This is a genomic window from Pseudomonas sp. (assembly GCF_030150285.1).
GTDB lineage: Bacteria > Pseudomonadota > Gammaproteobacteria > Pseudomonadales > Pseudomonadaceae > Aquipseudomonas.
Window position 1 is genome coordinate 1 of sequence record NZ_JASLGE010000042.1, and the last position, 20,442, is coordinate 20,442.

Sequence of the window (20,442 nt, forward strand, 5' to 3'; positions counted from 1 at the left end):
CGACTGACTCAACAGGTGCCGCCATGAACATGCTCTTGACTCTGCTCGGCCTCAACCGCCCCAACCGCTGCTTCGCCCGCCTTGATCCGGCAGGCCGCTGCCAGGCCTTCAAGCAATGCAAACAGCCGCCGGTCGGCGACAGCTGGGTCGAAATCGAAGAAATCCGCCTTATCTGGTTGCACCAGGTGCTACCCGCCAACGCCCGTATTGCCTCGCCCGCACGGCGTTCGGCGGTGCAACCGCTGCTGGGCCTCTGACCGACGCACCAATAAAACTCATTTAACAGGATCAATTGCCCACGTTTCTTCGCTACAATCTCCCCCCGATTATAAGGACGTCTCCTGATCGGGCCCCGCAGCATCGCTAATGCGCTTGTATTGGCACCCCAAAACCGCCCACAGAGAGCCGCCCACACAGATCATGTGAAGCTGGTGCGCTTGAATTTCATGGCGTAACCCCCACTTTTTGCATGATCTGCCAGAGCTGTCATCACGCTCGGCCCCTGGTTCGGTGCCTGGCTTGCGACAGCCCTTTTTTGAGGTTCACGTATCCAAAAGAGCGTGAAAAAAAAACGGGTTTCACAACTTCACAAGAGTGTGGCGAGCAAATGAAAAGTTTTGCGTCTGAACATGCACCATTAGCGTCTGAAACAGCCCCACCAAGCAGGATACAAGTCGGCTCCACAGCACAAGACTGAAAGCCTGTCCGCTTACGGATTTGGTTGCACGAACGGACGCTCTTGACCTTAAGTCGAATTGCCTCCCGGGGACTGAAATGCGTTCATATGAACCTTGAAGGCCCGGTTGGTGGCGCCCGCTGAAGTTGCAAGAAATTGCGAAGAATCGGACATGGCGATACAGGCCACGTGAGACCGCAGGCTTACCTGATGCATGCCGCGGACCGCCTGGCAGCTATGCCGTCAATTTGGTGCCGTAGATTTTGGAGACGCGTTAATGGCGCATAACGAAGCAGTCGACGTAGTACTGGTAGGAGCAGGCATCATGAGTGCCACCCTGGCCGTGCTGCTCAAAGAGCTCGACCCCGGCATTTCGCTGGAAGTAGTAGAGCAAATGGATTCCGGTGCCGCGGAAAGTTCCAACCCGTGGAACAACGCAGGCACAGGCCACGCCGGGTTGTGCGAGTTGAACTACACGCCGCAAGCGGCTGACGGTTCGATCGACATCAAAAAGGCTGTGCATATCAATGCCCAGTTCGAGGTGTCCAAACAGTTTTGGGCCTACCTGGCGCAACAAGGCACCTTCGGTTCCTGCAAGTCCTTCATTAGCCCGATCCCCCACCTGAGCTATGTAGAAGGTGAAAAAGGCGTGTCCTTCCTGAAGAAACGTTTTGACGTGCTGAGCCAGCACCATGCGTTTGCCGACATGGAATACACCGAAGACAAAGCCAAGATGGCCGAGTGGATGCCCCTGATGATGCCGGGCCGCCCTGCGGACCAGGTGATCTCGGCAACCCGCGTTGAACACGGTACAGACGTCAACTTCGGTGCCCTGACCCAGCAGTTGCTCAAGCACCTGGCCAGCGCCCCGGACACGCAAATCAAGTACAGCAAAAAAGTCACCGGCCTCAAGCGTAACGGCAGTGGCTGGACGGTGAGCATCAAGGACATCAACAGCGGCAATACTCGCCATGTGGATGCCAAATTTGTGTTCCTGGGTGCTGGTGGTGCGGCTCTGCCACTGCTGCAAGCCTCGGGCATTGAAGAAAGCAAAGGCTACGGCGGTTTCCCGGTAAGCGGCCAATGGCTGCGCTGCGACAACCCGGAAGTGGTCAAGCAACACCAGGCCAAGGTTTACAGCCAGGCCGCCGTGGGCTCGCCGCCGATGTCGGTTCCGCACTTGGACACCCGTGTGGTTGACGGCAAAAAATCGCTGCTGTTCGGGCCTTATGCCGGCTTCACCACCAAGTTCCTCAAGCACGGCTCGTTCCTGGACCTGCCAATGTCGATTCGCTTGGGCAACATTGGCCCGATGCTCGCCGTGGCCCGTGACAACATGGACCTGACCAAGTACCTGGTCAGCGAAGTGCGTCAGTCGATGGAACAGCGCCTGGACTCCCTGCGTCGCTTCTACCCGCAGGCGAAAGCGCAAGACTGGCGCCTGGAAATTGCCGGGCAACGGGTTCAGATCATCAAGAAGGACCCGAAAAAAGGCGGCGTGCTGCAGTTCGGCACGGAGCTGGTCGCAGCGAAGGACGGTTCCCTGGCCGCGCTGCTGGGTGCCTCGCCAGGTGCTTCGGTAACGGTTTCGATCATGCTGGACCTGATTGAGCGCTGCTTCGCGCAAAAAGCTACAGGCGAGTGGGCAGCCAAACTCAAGGAAATTTTCCCGGCCCGGGAGAAAGTGCTTGAGACCGACGCGCAGCTGTACCGTGAAATCAGCACCCGCAATGCCGAGTTGCTGGAGCTGGTTGAGCCCAAAACGGCTATCGCGTAGTCACGCGCTCGCGTACTGACGCGAGATGAAAAGCCCCTGCCCCTTCCGGGCCAGGGGCTTTTTTTCGTCTGCACGCCGCCCGCTACCCCATGGTAAACAGCACCCGCGTGCCGCCATTGCGCACAAACTCATCATCGTCCGGCACGACAATCAATTCGCTAGCACACGCAATATCAACCGCCCCAGTGGATGTCGCATCGACCCAACGCTGCAGGCGATCGGGGGCGGTGTTTGTGTGACCAAAGCCAAACAGGCACGCCTGCTCACCCTGGTGATAGGTAAACGTTTGAGTACCTCGGGACTCAGGCAAGTAAAACACCAGTTCCTGACTCGCGTGCGGCTCGACAATATAGTCATGGCCCGCATTATCAGGGTCTTCCAGCAATGAGAAATCATCCCCCGGAGTAATCGCATAAGCCGAAGCATTGAACACTTCGACCTCCAGCACCTCATCCATCGCCATGGCGGTCGCGCTAACGCCCAGACCCACCAGCAAGCACACCGCAAAACGTCCTGTTTTGTTCATTGCCCCACTCCCTTTAAGTTGAACCCCGCCCGGCAGCGCTGTAACGCCCGGCCTGCGTGACACCCTGTTGAGTATTGTGGGCCCACGCAAAAGCCCACCACCGCCAAGCAGATGCGGGGTGTGGGATCATTCTTTAATCAAGGGGGATTTATACGCTTGCAGGAACCGCCACGGTACTGTGCAGGAGCCGCCGGTCGACGCGCGATGGCTCGCGATCTTTACCTTTGAAGGTTAAAAGATCGCGAGCAAGCTCGCTCCTACGAATTGTCTACATGCACTCGCAAGCCTGATCCCAGTGAAGTCAGGGAAAGGTCTGAAACTGCATGGCAATACTCATGATCAACCGCGGGCTTTAACGATGAGTTCAATGTACTCGTCGGCGTTGCGCTGATCTTTGATGATGTCGACAAAGGTCTGACCGTGTTCGTCCTTGCCATCAACGTCATAGCCGGCCTCTTTGAAGAAGCCCAAAAAGCGCTCGAAATCGTCGATACGCAGGCCACGGTAGGCTTTGATCAGTTTGTGCAGCGACGGCGACGTGGCATCCACGGGTTCGAAGTCCAGGAACAACTTGACCTGCTCGTCGCCGATTTCATCACCAATCAACTGCTTCTTGTCTTTACGCATATCCGGCTCCAGCCTGCTGATACTTCACGGGGCCCGCAGTTTACCCAAGGCTCAACGCGCGCGCACGCTGCCGGTGTGCAAGTCGGCCCAGATATGGCCATTGGCATAGGTCAAAAACTGGCAGTACACCGTGTCGTTGCGCAACAGGTCCATCACCAGCGGGTATTGGGACAGCGGGTAAGACAAGCTCAGCGTGCGGGTCTTGCTGTCGAACGCGGGCTTTTTCAAGCTCTTGCTTTCGCCATCAAATGCAATCAGCACCTCACGAACCGTAGCCCCCTGGCTCAGCGGGTTACCCTTGAGCCGGATAAACACGGGGGACGTTACCGGGATCGGTTGCTGATTGGACGGGCGCTGGCTGCCGACCACCACCGAGTACGACGTGATGTGCATCAACTGTTGCTGCTCGGGTTTTTCGGCACGCAGTTGCAAGTCATCCGCCGGTAAAAACTGCGCATGCAAAGGCGCGGTTGCCCCTGGCGCGGCGGCCAAGGGCAGGCTGGCGAGCATCATGCTCAGTGCAGCACTGCGAAGTAAAAGGCTCATGTCAGGGTCCAGAACGCGGGGAGCAGCACTCTAGCATGGGCGCACCGACGGTTCGTTAATCGGCTGCTCAACCATCTGCCGGTGTTCAATGCGCACATGCCTGGGGTGGAACCGCGCCAGGCTGCTGCGGTGCCCCACGCTGATGAGGCTCACGCCTGGCAATTGATCGATCAACGCCTGGTACAACAGGGCCTCGTCCTCTTCATCCATCGCCGAGGTGGACTCATCCATATACAGCCACTGCGGGCGATACAACAACGCACGGGCAACACTCAGGCGTTGCTGTTCACCTCCCGACAACTGGCGTTGCCAGTGATTGACCTCATCAAGCCTGGGGATCAGGTGCTCCAGCCGACAGGCACGCAACACCGCTTCATAGCGCCCGGTGTCGTAAGCCTCACCGCCCTGTGGATAACTCAACGCGTCACGCAGCGCCCCTATCGGCACGTACGGCTTTTGCGGCAAGAACAACCCGCGTTCAGCCGGCACGCGAATCGACCCGCCACCTTGCGGCCAAAGCCCGCCCATCGCACGTAACAGCGTGCTTTTACCGCTGCCGGAACGGCCGCTGAGCATCAGGCGCTCCCCCGCGACCACGTGCAGGTTGGCGTGCTGCAGCAACGCGCGGCCGTCCGCCAGGTTCAGGTCCAGGTTCTCAACCTGCACAGCATCACCTTGGGTCTGCACGTCGATCGCAGGCGGGCGCTGCTCGTTGTCAGTCATGGCCTGACGAAAACTCAGCAACCGATCACAGGTGGCGCGCCATGCGGCCAGCGTCACGTAGGCGTCGATAAACCAGCTGAAGTTCTCTTGCACGTTGCCGAATGCCGAGTTGATTTGCATCAGCTCACCCAACTCGATCTTGCCCGCGAAGTAACGCGGTGCGGCGACGATAAACGGGAAAATAATGGCGATCTGTGAGTACCCGGCCGTAAAGAACGTCAGGCGTTTCGTCACGTTCATTTGTGTCCAGAAGTTGTTCCAGACCTTGTTGAAGCGCGTGCTCAGGCGCTCGTGTTCGTTGGCTTCGCCGCTGTACAACGCAATGCTCTCGGCGTTTTCGCGCACGCGAACCATCGCGAAACGCATGTCCGCTTCGTAACGTTGTTGCTGATTGCTCAGGCCGATCAAGCGGCGACCGATCAGGTGCGCCAACCAACTGCCAACAGCGGCATACACCAACGCGCACCAGAACATGTAGCCGGGAATGGTGAAGCCAAAGACTTCAATGCTGCCCGACACGCCCCACAAAATAATCGAAAAAGACACCAGGCTGACCACGTTGCGGATCAAACCCAGGCCCAGGGTGAGCGTGTTATCGGTAAACGAATTGAGGTCTTCGCTGATGCGCTGGTCGGGGTTGTCGGTGTAACCGCCCTGCTCCAGGTGGTAATAGTTTTTATGCGCCAGCCAGCGCGCAAAGTGCTGTTCGGTCAGCCACCGGCGCCAGCGAATCGTCAGCATCTGAGTCAGGTAGAGCCGGTACACCGCGCCGACAATACCCGCTGCCGCAATCAGCCCGAAGTAACCGATCAGGCACCAGAATGCCGCGCCGTCCTTCTGTTCCAGTGCGTTGTAGAAGTCTTTGTACCAATGGTTGATCCACACCGATATACCGACGCTGACCAGCGACAACGCGATCACTGCAATAAGCAGTATCCATGCCCGGCCCCGTTCTTCACTGCGCCAGTAGGGCGTGATGAGCCCCCAAACCTTCGGTATAAAATCGCCACGCACAGCATCGTTCACGACAGAAGACTCAGCGTTCTGATTCATCGTTCAGGCTCAAGTGGAAAAAAGAACAACCCGCTGGCCGGTCAGGGCGACCGGCCATCAACGCTTGGAAACGTCTTGATACAGATTAGGGGGTGTCTCTATCGCGTTGCAAGCCGCAACGCGATTGCTACAGCTCCCATTCAGCGTCGCACGGGGCGCTTCTGCAATTTGCGCTGCAAAGTGCGGCGGTGCATGCCCAGGGCGCGGGCTGTCGCGGAGATATTACCTTCATGCTCGGTCAGCACGCGCTGAATGTGCTCCCACTGCAAGCGGTCGACCGACATGGGGTTCTCGGGCACCAGCGCATCGAGGTCCGTGTGTTGGGTCAGCAACGCCGCCAGCACATCGTCTGCATCGGCCGGTTTGCACAGGTAGTTGCAGGCCCCGCGCTTGATTGCCTCAACAGCGGTAGCGATGCTCGAATAACCGGTGAGAATCACCACACGCATGTCGGCGTCGAGTTCCAGCAACTTGGGCAACAAAACCAGGCCCGAGTCGCCGTCCATTTTCAGGTCCAGCACGGCAAATTCGGGCAAGTCCTTTCGGGCCAGCTCCAGGCCTTCTTCAGCTGAGCCCGCGGTGCTGACGCGAAACCCTCTGCGCGCCATTGCACGGGCCATCACGCGGGTAAACGTCGCGTCATCGTCGACCAGCAACAAATGCGGCAGCTCTTCGCCTTCGCCTTCGACTTGAATTTCTTCACTCATTTTCGTTTCCTCGGGCGACACGCGGCAGGCGCAGCTCGGTCAGCGTGCCGCCATCCTCGTGACTGTAGAGTTTTACCGAGCCGCCGGCGCGTGTCACGCTGGCTTTGCTCAAAAACAGGCCCAGGCCGAAACCTTTGCCCTTGGTGGTAAAAAAGGGTTTACCGATTTGTTCGGCGATCACCAGCGGCACACCCGGGCCGTGGTCGCGAATGCTGATGGTCAAGTCTACGGCATCCCAGTCGACATTGACTTCCAGCCCTTCCGGGCAGGCATCGGCTGCATTGTTCAGCAGATTGAGCAGCGCCTGCGTCAAATCGGGCGGGGGGGCCAGACGGGGCACAGGGGTGTGGCCCAGGCATTGAAAACGGTAAGTGGCTTCAGGGCGCATCAAGTGCCAACGGTTCAACGCTTCATTCAGCCACTCGGTGACGTCCTGCTCCTCAATGGCCAAACGACGGTTGGCCTCCGCCGCGCGCACCAGTTGCTGCAACGTCTCCTTGCACAGCTTGACCTGGTCCTGCAGCACGCTCAGGTCGTCCTGCAGTTCGGGGTTGGGATGGTCGCGACGCATCTCTTTAAGTAACACACTCATGGTCGACAAAGGCGTGCCCAGTTCATGGGCCGCGCCCGCTGCTTGCGTGGCGACGGCCAAGAGCTGCTGGTCGCGCAGGCCTTCTTCACGGCGCAAGGCGCGTAATTCTTCCTGGCGACGCAACTCATGGGCCATTTTGGCGGCGAAAAAGGTAATAACCGCCGCCGACAGCGCAAAGCTCAGCCACATGCCGTAGATCTGCAGCTTTTCGCGGAAAAACGCCGCCGTATCCAAGGGGTAGGATTGCACCAGCAGCAAGGTGTACAGCGTTAATGCGATGCCCGACAGCACCACGGAAAAACGCCACGGCAACGTCACGGCAGCTATCGTCAGCGGTACCAGGTAATACGACACAAACGGGTTGGTCGAGCCCCCCGAGAAATACAGCAATGCACTGTGGATAAAAATGTCGCAAGCCAGTTGCAATGCGTATTCCAGTTCGGTCACCGGCCAGGTGGTGCGCAACCGGATGGCCGTAAAGGCGCACAACAACATGGAGAAACCCAGGGTCGCACACAACTGAAACCAGGGCAGGGGCAACAGATCGAACAGGTAGGCAATGCCCACCGAGCCCGCCTGCGCGGCCAGTACCAAGGTGCGAATAAACGTAAGCCGCCAAAGGTTTTGGCGAGTAGCAGACATTAAAGGTGCGGGGGCGAGCATGAGCCCTCCTGATGAGCGCTCCAGGTGAATCGCAGGGAGTATAACCACCCGAATAGCCTCACAGGCTAAACTGCGGCAATGAGCCACAGTGTTTTTTACGCGATTCAGGCGGCTGCCCCTTGCCTGTGCCGGCACAGCCGGTCGACGCTCGATTGCGCGCGCGCTTTGAAACAATTGGACGCTCGCGCCGACGCACCCGGTGAAGGCCAGTTGTATGAAAAATGTAACTGGGCGAACTGATGGCCACTTTATGCAGTCTTACACGTCTTGCTGACCTCATCCCAAGGAGCTTTTATGTCAACTTTCCAGCGCACCGCCGCCCTTCTGACCTTGAGCATCGGTGCACTTGCCAGCCTGCCCGCACTGGCCGATGGCATTCACTACAACCAGATCTCCTTGCGCGCCGAAGCCAGCCAGGAAGTCCCGCGTGACCTGATGATCGTGACGCTCTACACCGAGGCGCAAAATACCGATGCCGCCAAACTGGCCGCTGAAGTCACCAACGCCATGAACAAGGCGATTGGCCAGGCCAAGCAAGTCAAGGACGTGACCTTGCGCCAGGGCAACCGTAACAGCTACCCGATCTACGACAACAAAACCCAAAAAATCACCGGCTGGCGTGAGCGCGCCGAACTGCGCCTGGAAAGCGCCGACTTTGCCGCGCTGTCCAAGCTCACGGGCGACCTGATGCAAACCCTGAAAATGGGCAACATGCAATTTACCGTCGGTAACGAGGCTCGCAAGACCAGCGAAGACGCCCTGCTCAAAGACGCCGTGGCCGCATTCAAGGCACGCGCCCAACTGGCGACCGACGCCCTGGGCGGCAAGGGCTACAAGATCGTCAACCTGAACCTCAACAGCAACGGTTACCCGCAACCGTACATGCGCAATGTCATGATGATGAAAGCCGCATCCGCCGAAATGGACGCCGCGCCCACCCCGGAAGTCGAGGCCGGCACCAGCGAAGTCAGCATGAGCGCTGACGGCGTGATTGAAGTCCTCATGCCATAAGCTCAAGCCTTGTCCAAAAGCCCTTGTCGCGCCACCGCTTCAAGGGCTTTTTTGTGGACATCAAACGCAGAACGCAGCGAAAACAGCTAAATAAGAGAAGAAGACTACAACTTAAAGCGAATCTGCCTGACATCTATACCAATCAAAAGTCGAGTTAAGTAGCCGCTCCCCCGATAGCAATACGCACACGTCGTCAAAGCATGCGCGAATGTTCGCCGCGGCACCGACGCTGCCGACGCAAACAACTCAATTTTCGATCCATTTCACACAGGAGGCATTCGTTTCCGCTCGCCACACCTGAGTGACTGAATCGGCATCCGGCACGGCTTGCACAAGGCAGGGGGCAGACGTAGCGCTGGGTTGGCTCACAAGGTCGCCCTCACACCCATAATGACAATAATCATGAGGTCTCCATGTTCAAACACGCGGTCCTTCCGTTTCTAGTCAGTGCCAGCCTGCTGGCCAGCGCACCGGGCGCACACGCCGCCACCAGCCTGGTGTATTGCTCTGAAGGCAGCCCGGCCGGCTTTGACCCGGGCCAATACACCACGGGCACCGATTTCGACGCCTCCGCCGAGACACTCTACAACCGGCTCAGCGAGTTTGAGCGCGGCAGCACCACGGTGATTCCAGGCCTCGCGACGCACTGGGACATTGCCCCGGACAACCTGACCTACACCTTTCATCTGCGCGAAGGGGTCAAGTTCCACGCCACGCCGTACTTCAAGCCCACCCGCGACTTCAACGCCGACGATGTACTGTTCACCTTCAACCGCATGCTCGACAAGGACATGGCCTTCCGTAAGGCCTACCCCTCCGAATTTCCTTACTTCGTCGACATGGGTATGGACAACAACATCAAGTCCGTCGAAAGAATCGATGACAAGACGGTCAAGTTCACGCTGAACACCGTGGATGACGCGTTTATTCAAAACATGGCGATGCACTTTGCCTCCATCCTGTCGGCCGAATACGCCGATACCCTGCTCAAGGCCGGCAAGCCTTCGCAAATCAACCAAAAGCCCATTGGTACGGGGCCGTTTGTGTTCAAGAGCTACCAGAAAGACTCGAACATTCGCTACACCGGCAACAAAGCGTACTGGAAACCTGAAGACGTCAGGCTCGACAACCTGATATTTGCCATCACCACCGACGCGTCCGTTCGCGTGCAAAAACTCAAAAAGAACGAATGCCAGGTCACGATCTACCCGCGCCCGGCCGACCTGAAAGCCCTCAAAGAAGACCCGAACCTGAAGATGCCAGATCAGGCGGGCTTTAACGTCGGCTACGTGGCCTACAACGTCATGGACAAAATCAAGGGCAGTGACGAGCCGAACCCGATGGCCCAACTCAAGGTGCGCCAGGCCCTGGACATGGCGGTGAACAAGCCGCAAATCATTGCCTCGGTGTACCAGGGTGCTGGCCAGTTGGCCGTCAATGTCATGCCGCCAACGCAGTGGTCCTACGACGACACCCTTCAGGACGCCCCCTACAACCCCGAGAAGGCCAGGGAGCTACTCAAAGAGGCGGGCATCCCGGAAGGCACCGAGATCACCCTGTGGGCCATGCCGGTCCAACGCCCGTACAACCCCAATGCCAAGCTGATGGCTGAAATGCTGCAGTCAGATTGGGCCAACATCGGCATCAAGGCCAAGATCGTGACCTACGAATGGGGCGAGTACATCAAGCGCTCCAGGGGCGGTGAAAACGGTGCCATGATCATCGGCTGGAGCGGTGACAACGGCGACCCGGACAACTGGCTCGGCACGCTCTTCGGTTGCGACTCGATCAATGGCAACAACTTCGCCAAGTGGTGCGACAAGCCCTTTGACGACCTGGTAAAAGCCGCCAAAGCCACCACTGACGTGGCCGAGCGCACCCGCCTGTACAAACTGGCGCAACAGCGCCTCAAGAGCCAGTTGCCCATGACGCCGATTGCCCACTCAACGGTGTATCTGCCAATGCGTAAAAATGTCGAGGACTTCAAGATCAGCCCGCTGGGGCTGACCTCCTTCCACGGGGTTGGTCTCGCTGACTAAGCTGCCGGGTGAATGCGGCGACAGCGCCGCATTCATTGGCCTTCCAAAGATTCAGAAAAAACCCTCATCCCAAAGCCACTGCGGACTACACCAGTACTGATAGGACTAAGAGACGTTTCCTACAGAACTGTCAGCAATGACGCATTTACGGCAACCCGCCGACTCCCTAACTTCGACGCTCATCAGCCTTGAGGCCCAAACGCCCGCTGAGGGTCGCCACACCTCGTCTGAAAAACGTCGCGGGCCCAAGGCTCACACCACAACAACAAGAAAAGGACCGGGATGCCATGCGCCACTCTCTGCTGTTAACTGCACTGCTCAGCGCCGGCCTCCTCGCCGGCAGCCCTCTTGCCTATGCTGCCAACAGCCTGGTGTTCTGCTCCGAAGGCAGCCCTGCCGGTTTTGATACCGCGCAATACACCACGTCCATCGACAACGATGCCGCCGAACCGATCTACAACCGCCTCGCCGAGTTTGAAAGAGGCGGCACCGCGGCCATCCCGGCGCTGGCAACGCGCTGGGAGGTTTCCGAAGACGGGTTGACCTGGACTTTTCACCTGCGCGAGGGGGTCAAGTTTCACACCACACAATGGTTCACCCCTACCCGCGACTTCAACGCGGACGACGTGCTCTTCACCTTCAATCGCATGCTCGATCCCCAACATCCGTTTCGTAAGGCCTACCCCACCGAGTTCCCGTACTTCACCGCCATGAGCCTGGACACGAACATCGCCCGTGTTGAAAAAACCGGACCGATGACGGTGGTCATGCAGCTCAACGCGGTGGATGCTGCCTTTACCCAAAACCTGGCCATGAGCTTTGCCTCAATCCTGTCAGCGGAATATGCCGGGCAGTTGCTCAAGGCCGGCAAGCCCGGCGAGATCAATCAAAAGCCTGTGGGCACCGGGCCGTTTGTCTTCCAGCGTTATCAAAAAGACTCGAACATCCGCTATGCCGCCAACAAAACCTACTGGGACCCCAGCCAGGTCAAACTCGACAACCTGATTTTCTCCATCAACGTAGACGCATCGGCCCGCATGCAAAAGCTGCGCAAAAACGAGTGCCAGGTTTCACTCAGCCCGCGCCCGGCCGATATCGAGGGGCTGAAGGCAGACGCCAGCCTGCAGGTCATTGAGAAACCCGGCTTCAACCTCGGCTACATCGCCTACAACGTGCAGCACCCTCCTTTCGACCAATTGCCCGTGCGCCAGGCGTTGGACATGGCCATCAACAAGGATGAAATCCTCAAGGCCGTGTATCAGGGCCAGGGCCAGAAAGCCGTCAATGCCATGCCACCCACTCAGTGGTCCTACGACGACACCCTCGTCGATGCCCCGTACAACCCTGAAAAAGCCAAGGCATTACTCGCCGCCGCAGGGGTTAAGGAAGGCACAGAAATCACGCTGTGGGCCATGCCCGTGCAACGCCCCTACAACCCCAACGCCAGGCTGATGGCCGAAATGCTGCAATCGGACTGGGGCAAGGTCGGGCTCAAGGTCAAGATTGTCAGTTATGAATGGGGCGAGTTCATCAAGCGCACCAAAAATGGTGAGCACGACATCACGCTGATTGGCTGGACCGGCGACAACGGCGACCCGGATAACTGGCTCGGCACGCTCTACAGCTGCGACGCCGTGGGTAGCAACAACTACTCCATGTGGTGCGACAAGGCTTACGACACATTGGTCAAAAAGGCCAAAACCATCACCGACCGCGCGCAGCGCACCGTGCTCTACAAGCAAGCCCAACAACTCATCAAACAGCAAGTGCCGATGACCCCCATTGCGCACTCCACCGTCAACCAGCCGCTCAGTGCCAAGGTTGACGGTTTTAAGGTCAGCCCTTTCGGGCGCAGCATTTTTTCAGGCGTCAGCCTCAACGACTAACCCCCTGATTCACCTCGCCACGCCAGGCCACCGTTGAGGTGGTCCGGCCCCGTGTTGCCGATTGCAGGCCTGCCCACGGTTTGCCCAGCGCTAAAGCGTTCAACAACAACAAAAAGAAAGAAGAGGAGCCTCAACCATGAAAACGACCCACAGCACGTTGTTGGCCTTGTCCATCAGCAGCTTCACGGCCCTGGCCAGTGCCGACGCCTTCATACCGACCGAGTTGAAAACGGGGCCCAGCGCTCAGAGCCAGGCCCGAGGCTTCGTGGAAGAACAAACGTTGGGCGGCAGTACCCGCAACTGGTACGCCAATGAACTCAAGCGCCGTGACGATCGTTTCAACTACAACGACCATGGCAAGCCTAAGTCCTCGCCGCGCCGAATCAACTGGGTACAGGGCACGATCCTGGATTACACCTCGGGCTTCACCCAAGGGACCTTGGGCTTCAGCACCCAAGTGGCGGCGTACAACGCCATCGCCCTGGACCGCGACATCAATCATATTGCCGGCAATAACAACCGTACCCTGAGCCGCCGCAACGGCGATGCCGTCGGCCAATGGAGCAAACTGGGCCTGGCCAACGTCAGCGCGCGCCTGGCCAACACCACACTGACCGTCGGCCGACAGAACTTCAGCAGCCCCATCATTGATGTGGTCGGCAATCGTGCACTGCCCTCAAGCTTTGAAGGGTTTGCGTTGCACAGCGAAGCGTTCAACAACCTGTCTTTCGACGCGGGCACCTTCGACCGCGTATCCCCGCGTACCGAGCAAAGCTTGAGCAAGTTTCGCAGCGAATACGGGGCCACCGGTGTCGAAACCGACCGAGCCACGGTCGCCGGGCTCAACTACCAACCTTTTAAAAGCCTCAAGACCACGCTCTACGCCAGCCATGTCGAGGACTTCTGGAACCAGTATTACGTCGGTGCCGTACACGACATGGGGGACAAGGCCACGCTGGGCTTGAACACCAGTTTCAATTACTACAAAACCCTCGATACCGGCCGCAAAGCGATGGGGGACATCGATAACAACACCTTCAGCCTGGCCTTCGCCCTGACCCACCAGGCCCATACCGTGGCCTTGTCGTACCAGCAGGTCAGCGGCGATGAGTACTTCGACTACCTGCATGAAAGTGGCGGTATCTACCTGGCCAACTCCTTGCTTTCGGACTTCAACGGCCCGAACGAGAAATCGCTGCAACTGGCCTACATCATCGACATGGCGCCGTACGGCCTACCGGGCCTGAAGTTCAACGCCTACCACGCCCGGGGCTGGGACATTGACGGCACCGGCTACAAAGGCACGGCCTATGATGTACGCAACATGCACGGTGAAAAGCACTCCGAGTACAGCATTGGCACCTCCTACGCTGTTCAGAGTGGGCCCTTGAAAGACACCGCTATTCGCGTCACGTATTCCACGCACCGCGCCAGCAAAAATCAGTCCGACGGCAACCTCAATGAGTTCCGCGTGGTGACGACCATTCCGTTCAACCTGCTGTAAACCGGCCTTGCACACACGATAAGGCGATGGCTGAGTCAACGGCTCAGCCGTCGTCATTTCGCAGACTTAACTCATTGAAGGGGATTGCCATGAAAAGGCTTCCACTGCACGTCGCGCTCGTCATCACGCTGTTCGGCACAGCGGCCGGCGTTTCGGCCAAAAACCTGGTGGTCTGTACCGAGGCCAGCCCTGACGGGTTCGATATCGCCCGATACACCACCGCCGTCACGGCCGATGCGGCAGCCGAGACGTTGTTCAACCGCCTGGCCGACTTCGCCCCCGGCACAACCGATGTCGTGCCGGCATTGGCCGAACGCTGGGACATCAGCCCGGACGGCCTGGAGTACACCTTCTACCTGCGCCCCGGTGTGAAGTTTCATACCACCCGCTACTTCAAGCCGACCCGTACCCTGAATGCAGACGATGTAGTCTGGAGCTTTCAACGCCAACTGGACCCCAACCATCCGTGGCATAGTTCCTCACTGATCGGGTACCCGTACTTTGAAAGCATGGGGTTTAAAACACTGCTCAAGCGCATTGAAAAAGTGGACGACCTCACGGTAAAAATCACCCTCAATAACGCCGAGGCCCCCTTTTTACGTGACGTGGCCATGGCGTTTACCTCCATCTACTCGGCGGAATATGCCGACCAGTTGCTCAAGGCCGGCAAAACCGAAGACCTGAACAGCAAACCGATCGGCACCGGCCCGTTTAGCTTCATGCGTTACAGCAAGGATGCACAGGTACGCTTCAAGGCCAACCCCGACTACTTTCGCGGCGAGCCACCCAGCGACTCACTGATTTTTGCCATCACCACTGACAGCAACGTGCGCCTGCAAAAACTCAAGGCCAACGAATGCCAGATCGCGGTGGCCCCCAAACCCGATGACGTCAAACACCTGCGCACCGACCCCAACCTTAAGGTGGATGAACGCGCCGCCCTGATCACCAGTTACATCGCCATTAATACCCTGCACCCGTATCTGGACGATGTGCGGGTACGCAAAGCCCTCAACCTGGCCTTCGACCGGCGCACCTACCTCAACAGCGTGCACGGCGAAGGCAATGCGGTGGAGGCCGTCAACCCGTACCCTCCCACGCTGCTGGGGTTTAATACCCGCCTTGAAAACCCGCCCCGTGACCTGGCCAAGGCGCGCGCGCTGCTCAAGGAGGCCGGTGTGCCCGAAGGCCACGTGTTCACCCTGTTCACCCGTAATGGCGGCGGGGCCTCAAATCCCAACCCGCTGCTGGCCGCACAACTGCTTCAGGCTGACCTGGCCAAGATCGGCCTCACCCTGGATATACGCGTCATGGAATGGGGTGAAATGCTTAAACGCACCAAAAAGGGCGAACACGACATGGTGTCCGTGGGCTGGGCGGGCGACAACGGCGACCCCGACAACTTCATGACCCCGCTGCTCGGCTGCCCGGCCGCGCAGAATGGCGAGAACTACGCCCGCTGGTGCAACAAAGACTTCGACGCCCTGATCACCAAGGCCCGTACCCTCACTGAACCCGCCGAAAGGGCGGCACTCTATGAGCAAGCGCAGGTCATTTTTCATCAGGACTCACCCTGGATTAACGTGGTACACCCTAAGCTCTTCACTGCGATGCGCAAAAACGTCGAGGGCTACACCTTAAGCCCGCTGACCAATAACAACTTCGCCACCACCCAGGTGAAGTAGAACAACGAACTCCCCGCCAGCGGCCCTTTAAGCGCTGGCGGCCTGCCTAACCGGCTGATGAGGAACACCGCACGATGTTTAGTTTTATTGCCCGCCGCGTCGGGCTGTTGATTCCAACTTTTTTCGGCGTCACCTTGCTGACGTTCGCCCTGATTCGCATGATCCCCGGCGACCCGGTCGAGGTCATGATGGGTGAGCGCCGGCTCGACCCCGAAATGCACGCCCAGGCCATGGAGCGCCTGGGCCTGAACAAGCCACTCTATGAGCAGTATTTTGACTATATCGGCAAGCTCGCCCACGGCGACCTGGGCGAATCGTTGCGCTCGCGTGAAAGCGTGTGGGGCGAATTTTCGGCGCTGTTCCCGGCTACCCTCGAACTGTCCATCGCCGCCCTCATGTTTGCAGGCGTGCTCGGGCTACTGGCGGGGGTAATCGCGGCCCTCAAGCGGGGCTCGTGGTTTGATCACGGGGTGATGGGCATTTCGCTGGCAGGCTATTCCATGCCGATCTTCTGGTGGGGCCTGATCCTGATCATGTTCTTCTCGGTGGGGCTGGGTTGGACCCCGGTCTCCGGGCGCATCGACCTGCTGTTCGACATTGAGCCCAAAACCGGCTTCATGCTGATCGACACCCTGTTCAGCGATGAAGACGGTGCCTTTCTCGATGCCCTGCACCACCTGATTTTGCCCGCCATTGTGCTGGGCACCATCCCCTTGGCAGTGATCGCGCGCATGACCCGCTCTTCGATGCTCGAAGTGCTGCGCGAAGACTACATCCGCACCGCCCGCGCCAAAGGCCTGTCGCCGGCACGCGTGGTGTTTGTCCACGGCCTGCGCAACGCGCTGATCCCGGTGCTGACCGTGGTTGGCCTGCAAGTCGGGACATTGCTCGCCGGCGCGGTGCTGACCGAAACCATTTTCTCGTGGCCCGGCATTGGCAAATGGCTGATCGAAGCCATTGGTGCCCGGGACTACCCCGTGGTGCAAAACGGCATCCTGTTAATCGCCTGCCTGGTGATCATGGTCAATTTCGTGGTGGACATCCTCTACGGCTTCGCCAACCCACGCATTCGCCACCAGCGCTGAGAACCCGACCATGAACACCTCCAACACGGCCACTGAAGTGGATCAAAGCCTGCTGTACCCCTCGCCCTACAAAGAGTTCTGGCACGCCTTCGCGCAAAACAAAGGCGCGGTGGCGGGGCTGATTTTCATGAGCCTTATCGTGTTCTGCGCGATTTTCGCGCCGTGGGTCGCCCCGCACAACCCGAGCGAGCAATACCGCGACTTCCTGCTGACCCCGCCGGTCTGGCTGGAAGGCGGCAACTGGCAGTTTTTGCTCGGCACCGATGAACTGGGCCGAGACCTGCTGTCACGCCTGATCGAAGGCTCACGCCTGTCGCTGCTGATCGGCTTGTCGTCGGTGGTGATTTCGCTGATACCGGGTGTGATTCTGGGGCTGTTTGCCGGGTTCTTCCCGCGCCTGCTGGGCCCCGGCATCATGCGCCTGATGGACATCATGCTGGCGCTGCCGTCGCTGCTGCTGGCAGTGGCGATTGTCGCCATCCTCGGCCCGGGCCTGATCAATACCGTGATTGCCATTGCCGTGGTGTCCCTGCCTTCCTACGTACGCCTGACCCGCGCGGCGGTCATGGGTGAACTGAGCCGCGATTACGTAACGGCCGCCCGTCTGGCTGGAGCGGGCCTGCCGCGCCTGATGTTCATCACCGTGCTGCCCAACTGCATGGCACCGCTGATCGTGCAGGCCACCCTGAGTTTCTCTTCGGCGATCCTTGATGCCGCCGCCCTGGGCTTCCTCGGCCTGGGCGTGCAACCGCCCACGCCCGAGTGGGGCACCATGCTGGCCTCGGCCCGCGACTACATCGAACGGGCGTGGTGGGTCGTGACCCTGCCCGGCCTGACCATTTTGCTCAGCGTGCTGGCAATCAACCTGATGGGCGACGGACTGCGCGACGCGCTGGACCCGAAACTCAAGAACGCCGCCTGAGGAGACGCCCATGTCACTGCTCGAAATCAAGAACCTCAACGTCCGTTTCGGCGACGCAAGCGCTGTGCCCGTGGTCGACGGCCTCAACCTGTCGGTGGATAAAGGCCAAGTTTTGGCCATCGTCGGTGAATCCGGCTCCGGCAAATCCGTGACCATGATGGCGCTGATGGGGCTGATCGACGCCCCCGGCCGCGTTAACGCCGACGCGCTGACCTTCGACGGCCACAACATGCTCACCCTCAGCGCCCGCCAGCGGCGGCAAATTGTCGGCAAAGACATGGCGATGGTGTTTCAAGACCCCATGACCGCCCTGAACCCCAGCTATACCGTGGGTTTCCAGATAGAAGAAGTGCTGCGCCTGCACCTGAACATGTCCAAAAAACAGGCGCGTCAGCGCGCTATAGAACTGCTGGAAACCGTCGAAATCCCCGCTGCCGCCAGCCGCATGAACGCCTACCCGCACCAACTCTCGGGCGGCATGAGCCAGCGCGTGGCCATTGCCATGGCCATCGCCGGCGAGCCCAAACTGCTGATTGCCGACGAACCGACCACCGCACTGGACGTGACCATTCAGGCCCAGATCATGGACCTGCTGCTCAAGCTGCAGCGCGAACAAAACATGGGGCTGGTGTTAATCACCCACGACCTGGCCGTGGTCGCTGAAACCGCCCAGCGCGTTTGCGTGATGTATGCAGGCCAGGCCGTGGAAGTCGGTCAAGTGCCGGGGCTGTTTGACCGCCCCGCCCACCCTTACAGCGAAGCCCTGCTCGCCGCAATCCCGGAACACAGCCTGGGTGCCGCTCGCCTGTCGACACTGCCCGGCATCGTGCCTGGCCGCTTCGACCGCCCGCAGGGTTGCCTGCTTTCCCCGCGCTGCCCCTACGTACAAGACACCTGCCGCCAACAGCGCCCGGCGCTGGAGCCCAAGGCCTACAGCCAGGTGCGCTGCTTCTTCCCCTTGAATCAGGAGGTGGCGTAATGACTGTTGTTCTGACCGCCCGTGACCTTACCCGTCACTACGAAGTGTCCCGAGGCCTGTTCAAAGGCCATGCACGGGTGCGCGCCCTCAACGGGGTCTCATTCGAACTGGAGGCTGGCAAAACCTTGGCCGTGGTGGGCGAATCGGGCTGTGGCAAATCCACCCTGGCCCGCGCCCTGACGCTGATCGAAGAACCCACCTCGGGTTCACTGAAAATCGCCGGCCAGGAAGTCGCCGGAGCCAACAAGGCTGAGCGCAAGCAACTGCGCAAAGACGTGCAAATGGTCTTTCAAAGCCCTTACGCGTCACTCAACCCACGGCAGAAGATCGGCGATCAACTGGCCGAACCGCTGCTCATCAACACCGCCCTGAGCGCCAGCGAGCGTCGTGAAAAAGTCCAGGCCATGATGAAACAGGTCGGGTTGCGCCCCGAGCATTACCAGCGCTACCCGCACATGTTTTCCGGTGGTCAGCGCCAGCGCATAGCCCTGGCCCGGGCCATGATGCTGCAACCCAAAGTGCTGGTGGCGGATGAGCCGACCTCAGCGCTCGACGTGTCAATTCAGGCGCAAGTGCTCAACCTGTTTATGGACCTGCAACAGGAGTTCAACACGGCCTACGTGTTTATCTCCCACAACCTCGCCGTCGTGCGGCATGTGGCCGACACCGTGTTAGTGATGTACCTCGGCCGCCCGGTCGAAATGGGCCCCAAAGAAGCGATCTACACCCGCCCGCTGCACCCCTACACCCAAGCGCTGCTGTCAGCGACCCCGACTATCCACCCGGACCCGCTCAAACCGAAAATCAAAATCGTTGGCGAACTGCCCAACCCGCTGAACCCGCCTTCGGGCTGCGCCTTCCACAAACGCTGCCCCTACGCGACCGAGGTATGCAGCACAGACGAACCGTCACTGCGCCTGCTCGACAACCGCCAAGTGGCTTGCCATCACGCGGAGTTGTTTTTACAGGCTTGATGGACCTGACCACCAAACAGGCCCGTAGGAACGAGCTTGCTCGTGATCTTTTGATCTAGCTTTTGATCAAGGTAAAACGGCGTAAAACCGGAACCTCAAGTGGCCGTGACCGCAGCAATGGATAAGCCGAAGACGGGGCGGTACCGCTTTTAAAGATCAAAAGATCGCGAGCAAGCTCGCTCCTACCCCCTTAAACCACGCGAATCTCGCGCAGGTTTTACGCAGCGGGACCACGAAGCAAGACCTGTAGGAACGAGCTTGCTCGTGATCTTTTGATCTGGCTTTTGATCAAACTAACACGGCGTAAAGCCGCAACCTCAAGTGGCCGTGACCGCCGTAATGGATAGGATTGCTGCACGACAGCGCGGCGTCGTAGACAGGGCGGCACCGCATTTCTGGCTCTTTCGCGCCGCATAAAAAAAGCGAAGCCCGAAGGCTTCGCTTTTTTCGCCACGCAACGCTGAAAC

At 59.1% G+C, this 20,442-nt stretch carries 17 protein-coding genes; 11 read left to right on the forward strand and 6 right to left on the reverse strand.

Features of this window, described 5'->3' with window-relative positions; all coding sequences use genetic code 11:
- The first annotated feature begins 23 nt into the window (after positions 1 to 23).
- Together Q1W15_RS09720 and mqo are read left to right on the forward strand one after the other, a co-directional pair.
- The gene (locus tag Q1W15_RS09720; RefSeq protein WP_086795870.1) at positions 24 to 257 is read left to right on the forward strand and encodes a hypothetical protein; all 234 of its coding nucleotides are present in this window, start codon (positions 24 to 26) and stop codon (positions 255 to 257) included.
- 696 nt (positions 258 to 953) lie between these two features.
- The gene (mqo, locus tag Q1W15_RS09725) at positions 954 to 2,453 is read left to right on the forward strand and encodes a malate dehydrogenase (quinone) (RefSeq protein WP_300727005.1); all 1,500 of its coding nucleotides are present in this window, start codon (positions 954 to 956) and stop codon (positions 2,451 to 2,453) included.
- An 82-nt stretch (positions 2,454 to 2,535) separates the two neighbouring features.
- On the opposite strand, the gene Q1W15_RS09730 is transcribed toward mqo, so the two are convergent.
- The 6 genes from Q1W15_RS09730 to Q1W15_RS09755 form a co-directional block, all read right to left on the reverse strand.
- A complete protein-coding gene (locus tag Q1W15_RS09730; RefSeq protein WP_300727008.1) occupies positions 2,536 to 2,979 on the reverse strand; it encodes a hypothetical protein in 444 nt (147 codons plus the stop codon).
- A 339-nt stretch (positions 2,980 to 3,318) separates the two neighbouring features.
- Positions 3,319 to 3,606 carry a PA4642 family protein gene (locus Q1W15_RS09735; protein WP_300727011.1) on the reverse strand — a complete coding sequence of 96 codons (288 nt, stop codon included), beginning with the start codon at positions 3,604 to 3,606 and terminating at the stop codon, positions 3,319 to 3,321.
- A gap of 51 nt (positions 3,607 to 3,657) precedes the next feature.
- Entirely contained in the window at positions 3,658 to 4,152 is a 495-nt protein-coding gene (locus Q1W15_RS09740) for a hypothetical protein (protein ID WP_300727014.1), read from the reverse strand.
- Between the two features lie 30 nt (positions 4,153 to 4,182).
- A complete protein-coding gene (locus tag Q1W15_RS09745) occupies positions 4,183 to 5,928 on the reverse strand; it encodes an ABC transporter ATP-binding protein/permease (protein WP_300727017.1) in 1,746 nt (581 codons plus the stop codon).
- A 140-nt stretch (positions 5,929 to 6,068) separates the two neighbouring features.
- Positions 6,069 to 6,635 carry a response regulator transcription factor gene (locus Q1W15_RS09750; RefSeq protein WP_300727019.1) on the reverse strand — a complete coding sequence of 189 codons (567 nt, stop codon included), beginning with the start codon at positions 6,633 to 6,635 and terminating at the stop codon, positions 6,069 to 6,071.
- Positions 6,628 to 7,890, reverse strand: a complete 1,263-nt coding sequence (locus Q1W15_RS09755) for an ATP-binding protein (RefSeq protein ID WP_300727022.1) — start codon at positions 7,888 to 7,890, stop codon at positions 6,628 to 6,630. The genes Q1W15_RS09750 and Q1W15_RS09755 overlap by 8 nt, the downstream gene beginning before the upstream one ends.
- Positions 7,891 to 8,184: 294 nt before the next feature.
- Between Q1W15_RS09755 and Q1W15_RS09760 the strand changes: the two genes are divergently transcribed.
- The 9 genes from Q1W15_RS09760 (at position 8,185) to Q1W15_RS09800 (ending at position 19,975) form a co-directional block, all read left to right on the forward strand.
- On the forward strand, positions 8,185 to 8,901 hold the full coding sequence (locus Q1W15_RS09760; protein WP_300727025.1) for an SIMPL domain-containing protein: 717 nt from the start codon (positions 8,185 to 8,187) through the stop codon (positions 8,899 to 8,901).
- A gap of 413 nt (positions 8,902 to 9,314) precedes the next feature.
- Positions 9,315 to 10,940 (forward strand): ABC transporter substrate-binding protein, encoded by a 1,626-nt coding sequence (locus tag Q1W15_RS09765; RefSeq protein ID WP_300727029.1) that lies wholly within the window; start codon positions 9,315 to 9,317, stop codon positions 10,938 to 10,940.
- Between the two features lie 287 nt (positions 10,941 to 11,227).
- Complete coding sequence (locus Q1W15_RS09770) at positions 11,228 to 12,826, forward strand: ABC transporter substrate-binding protein (RefSeq protein ID WP_300727031.1); 1,599 nt, start codon at positions 11,228 to 11,230, stop codon at positions 12,824 to 12,826.
- 136 nt (positions 12,827 to 12,962) lie between these two features.
- The gene (locus Q1W15_RS09775; protein ID WP_300727034.1) at positions 12,963 to 14,330 is read left to right on the forward strand and encodes an OprD family outer membrane porin; all 1,368 of its coding nucleotides are present in this window, start codon (positions 12,963 to 12,965) and stop codon (positions 14,328 to 14,330) included.
- An 89-nt stretch (positions 14,331 to 14,419) separates the two neighbouring features.
- Positions 14,420 to 16,015, forward strand: a complete 1,596-nt coding sequence (locus Q1W15_RS09780; protein WP_300727037.1) for an ABC transporter substrate-binding protein — start codon at positions 14,420 to 14,422, stop codon at positions 16,013 to 16,015.
- A gap of 74 nt (positions 16,016 to 16,089) precedes the next feature.
- A complete protein-coding gene (locus Q1W15_RS09785; protein WP_300727040.1) occupies positions 16,090 to 17,100 on the forward strand; it encodes an ABC transporter permease subunit in 1,011 nt (336 codons plus the stop codon).
- 10 nt (positions 17,101 to 17,110) lie between these two features.
- On the forward strand, positions 17,111 to 18,022 hold the full coding sequence (locus Q1W15_RS09790) for an ABC transporter permease subunit (protein WP_300727043.1): 912 nt from the start codon (positions 17,111 to 17,113) through the stop codon (positions 18,020 to 18,022).
- 10 nt (positions 18,023 to 18,032) lie between these two features.
- On the forward strand, positions 18,033 to 19,001 hold the full coding sequence (locus Q1W15_RS09795; RefSeq protein WP_300727046.1) for an ABC transporter ATP-binding protein: 969 nt from the start codon (positions 18,033 to 18,035) through the stop codon (positions 18,999 to 19,001).
- Entirely contained in the window at positions 19,001 to 19,975 is a 975-nt protein-coding gene (locus Q1W15_RS09800; protein WP_300727049.1) for a peptide ABC transporter ATP-binding protein, read from the forward strand. The genes Q1W15_RS09795 and Q1W15_RS09800 overlap by 1 nt, the downstream gene beginning before the upstream one ends.
- The last annotated feature ends 467 nt before the right edge of the window (positions 19,976 to 20,442 follow it).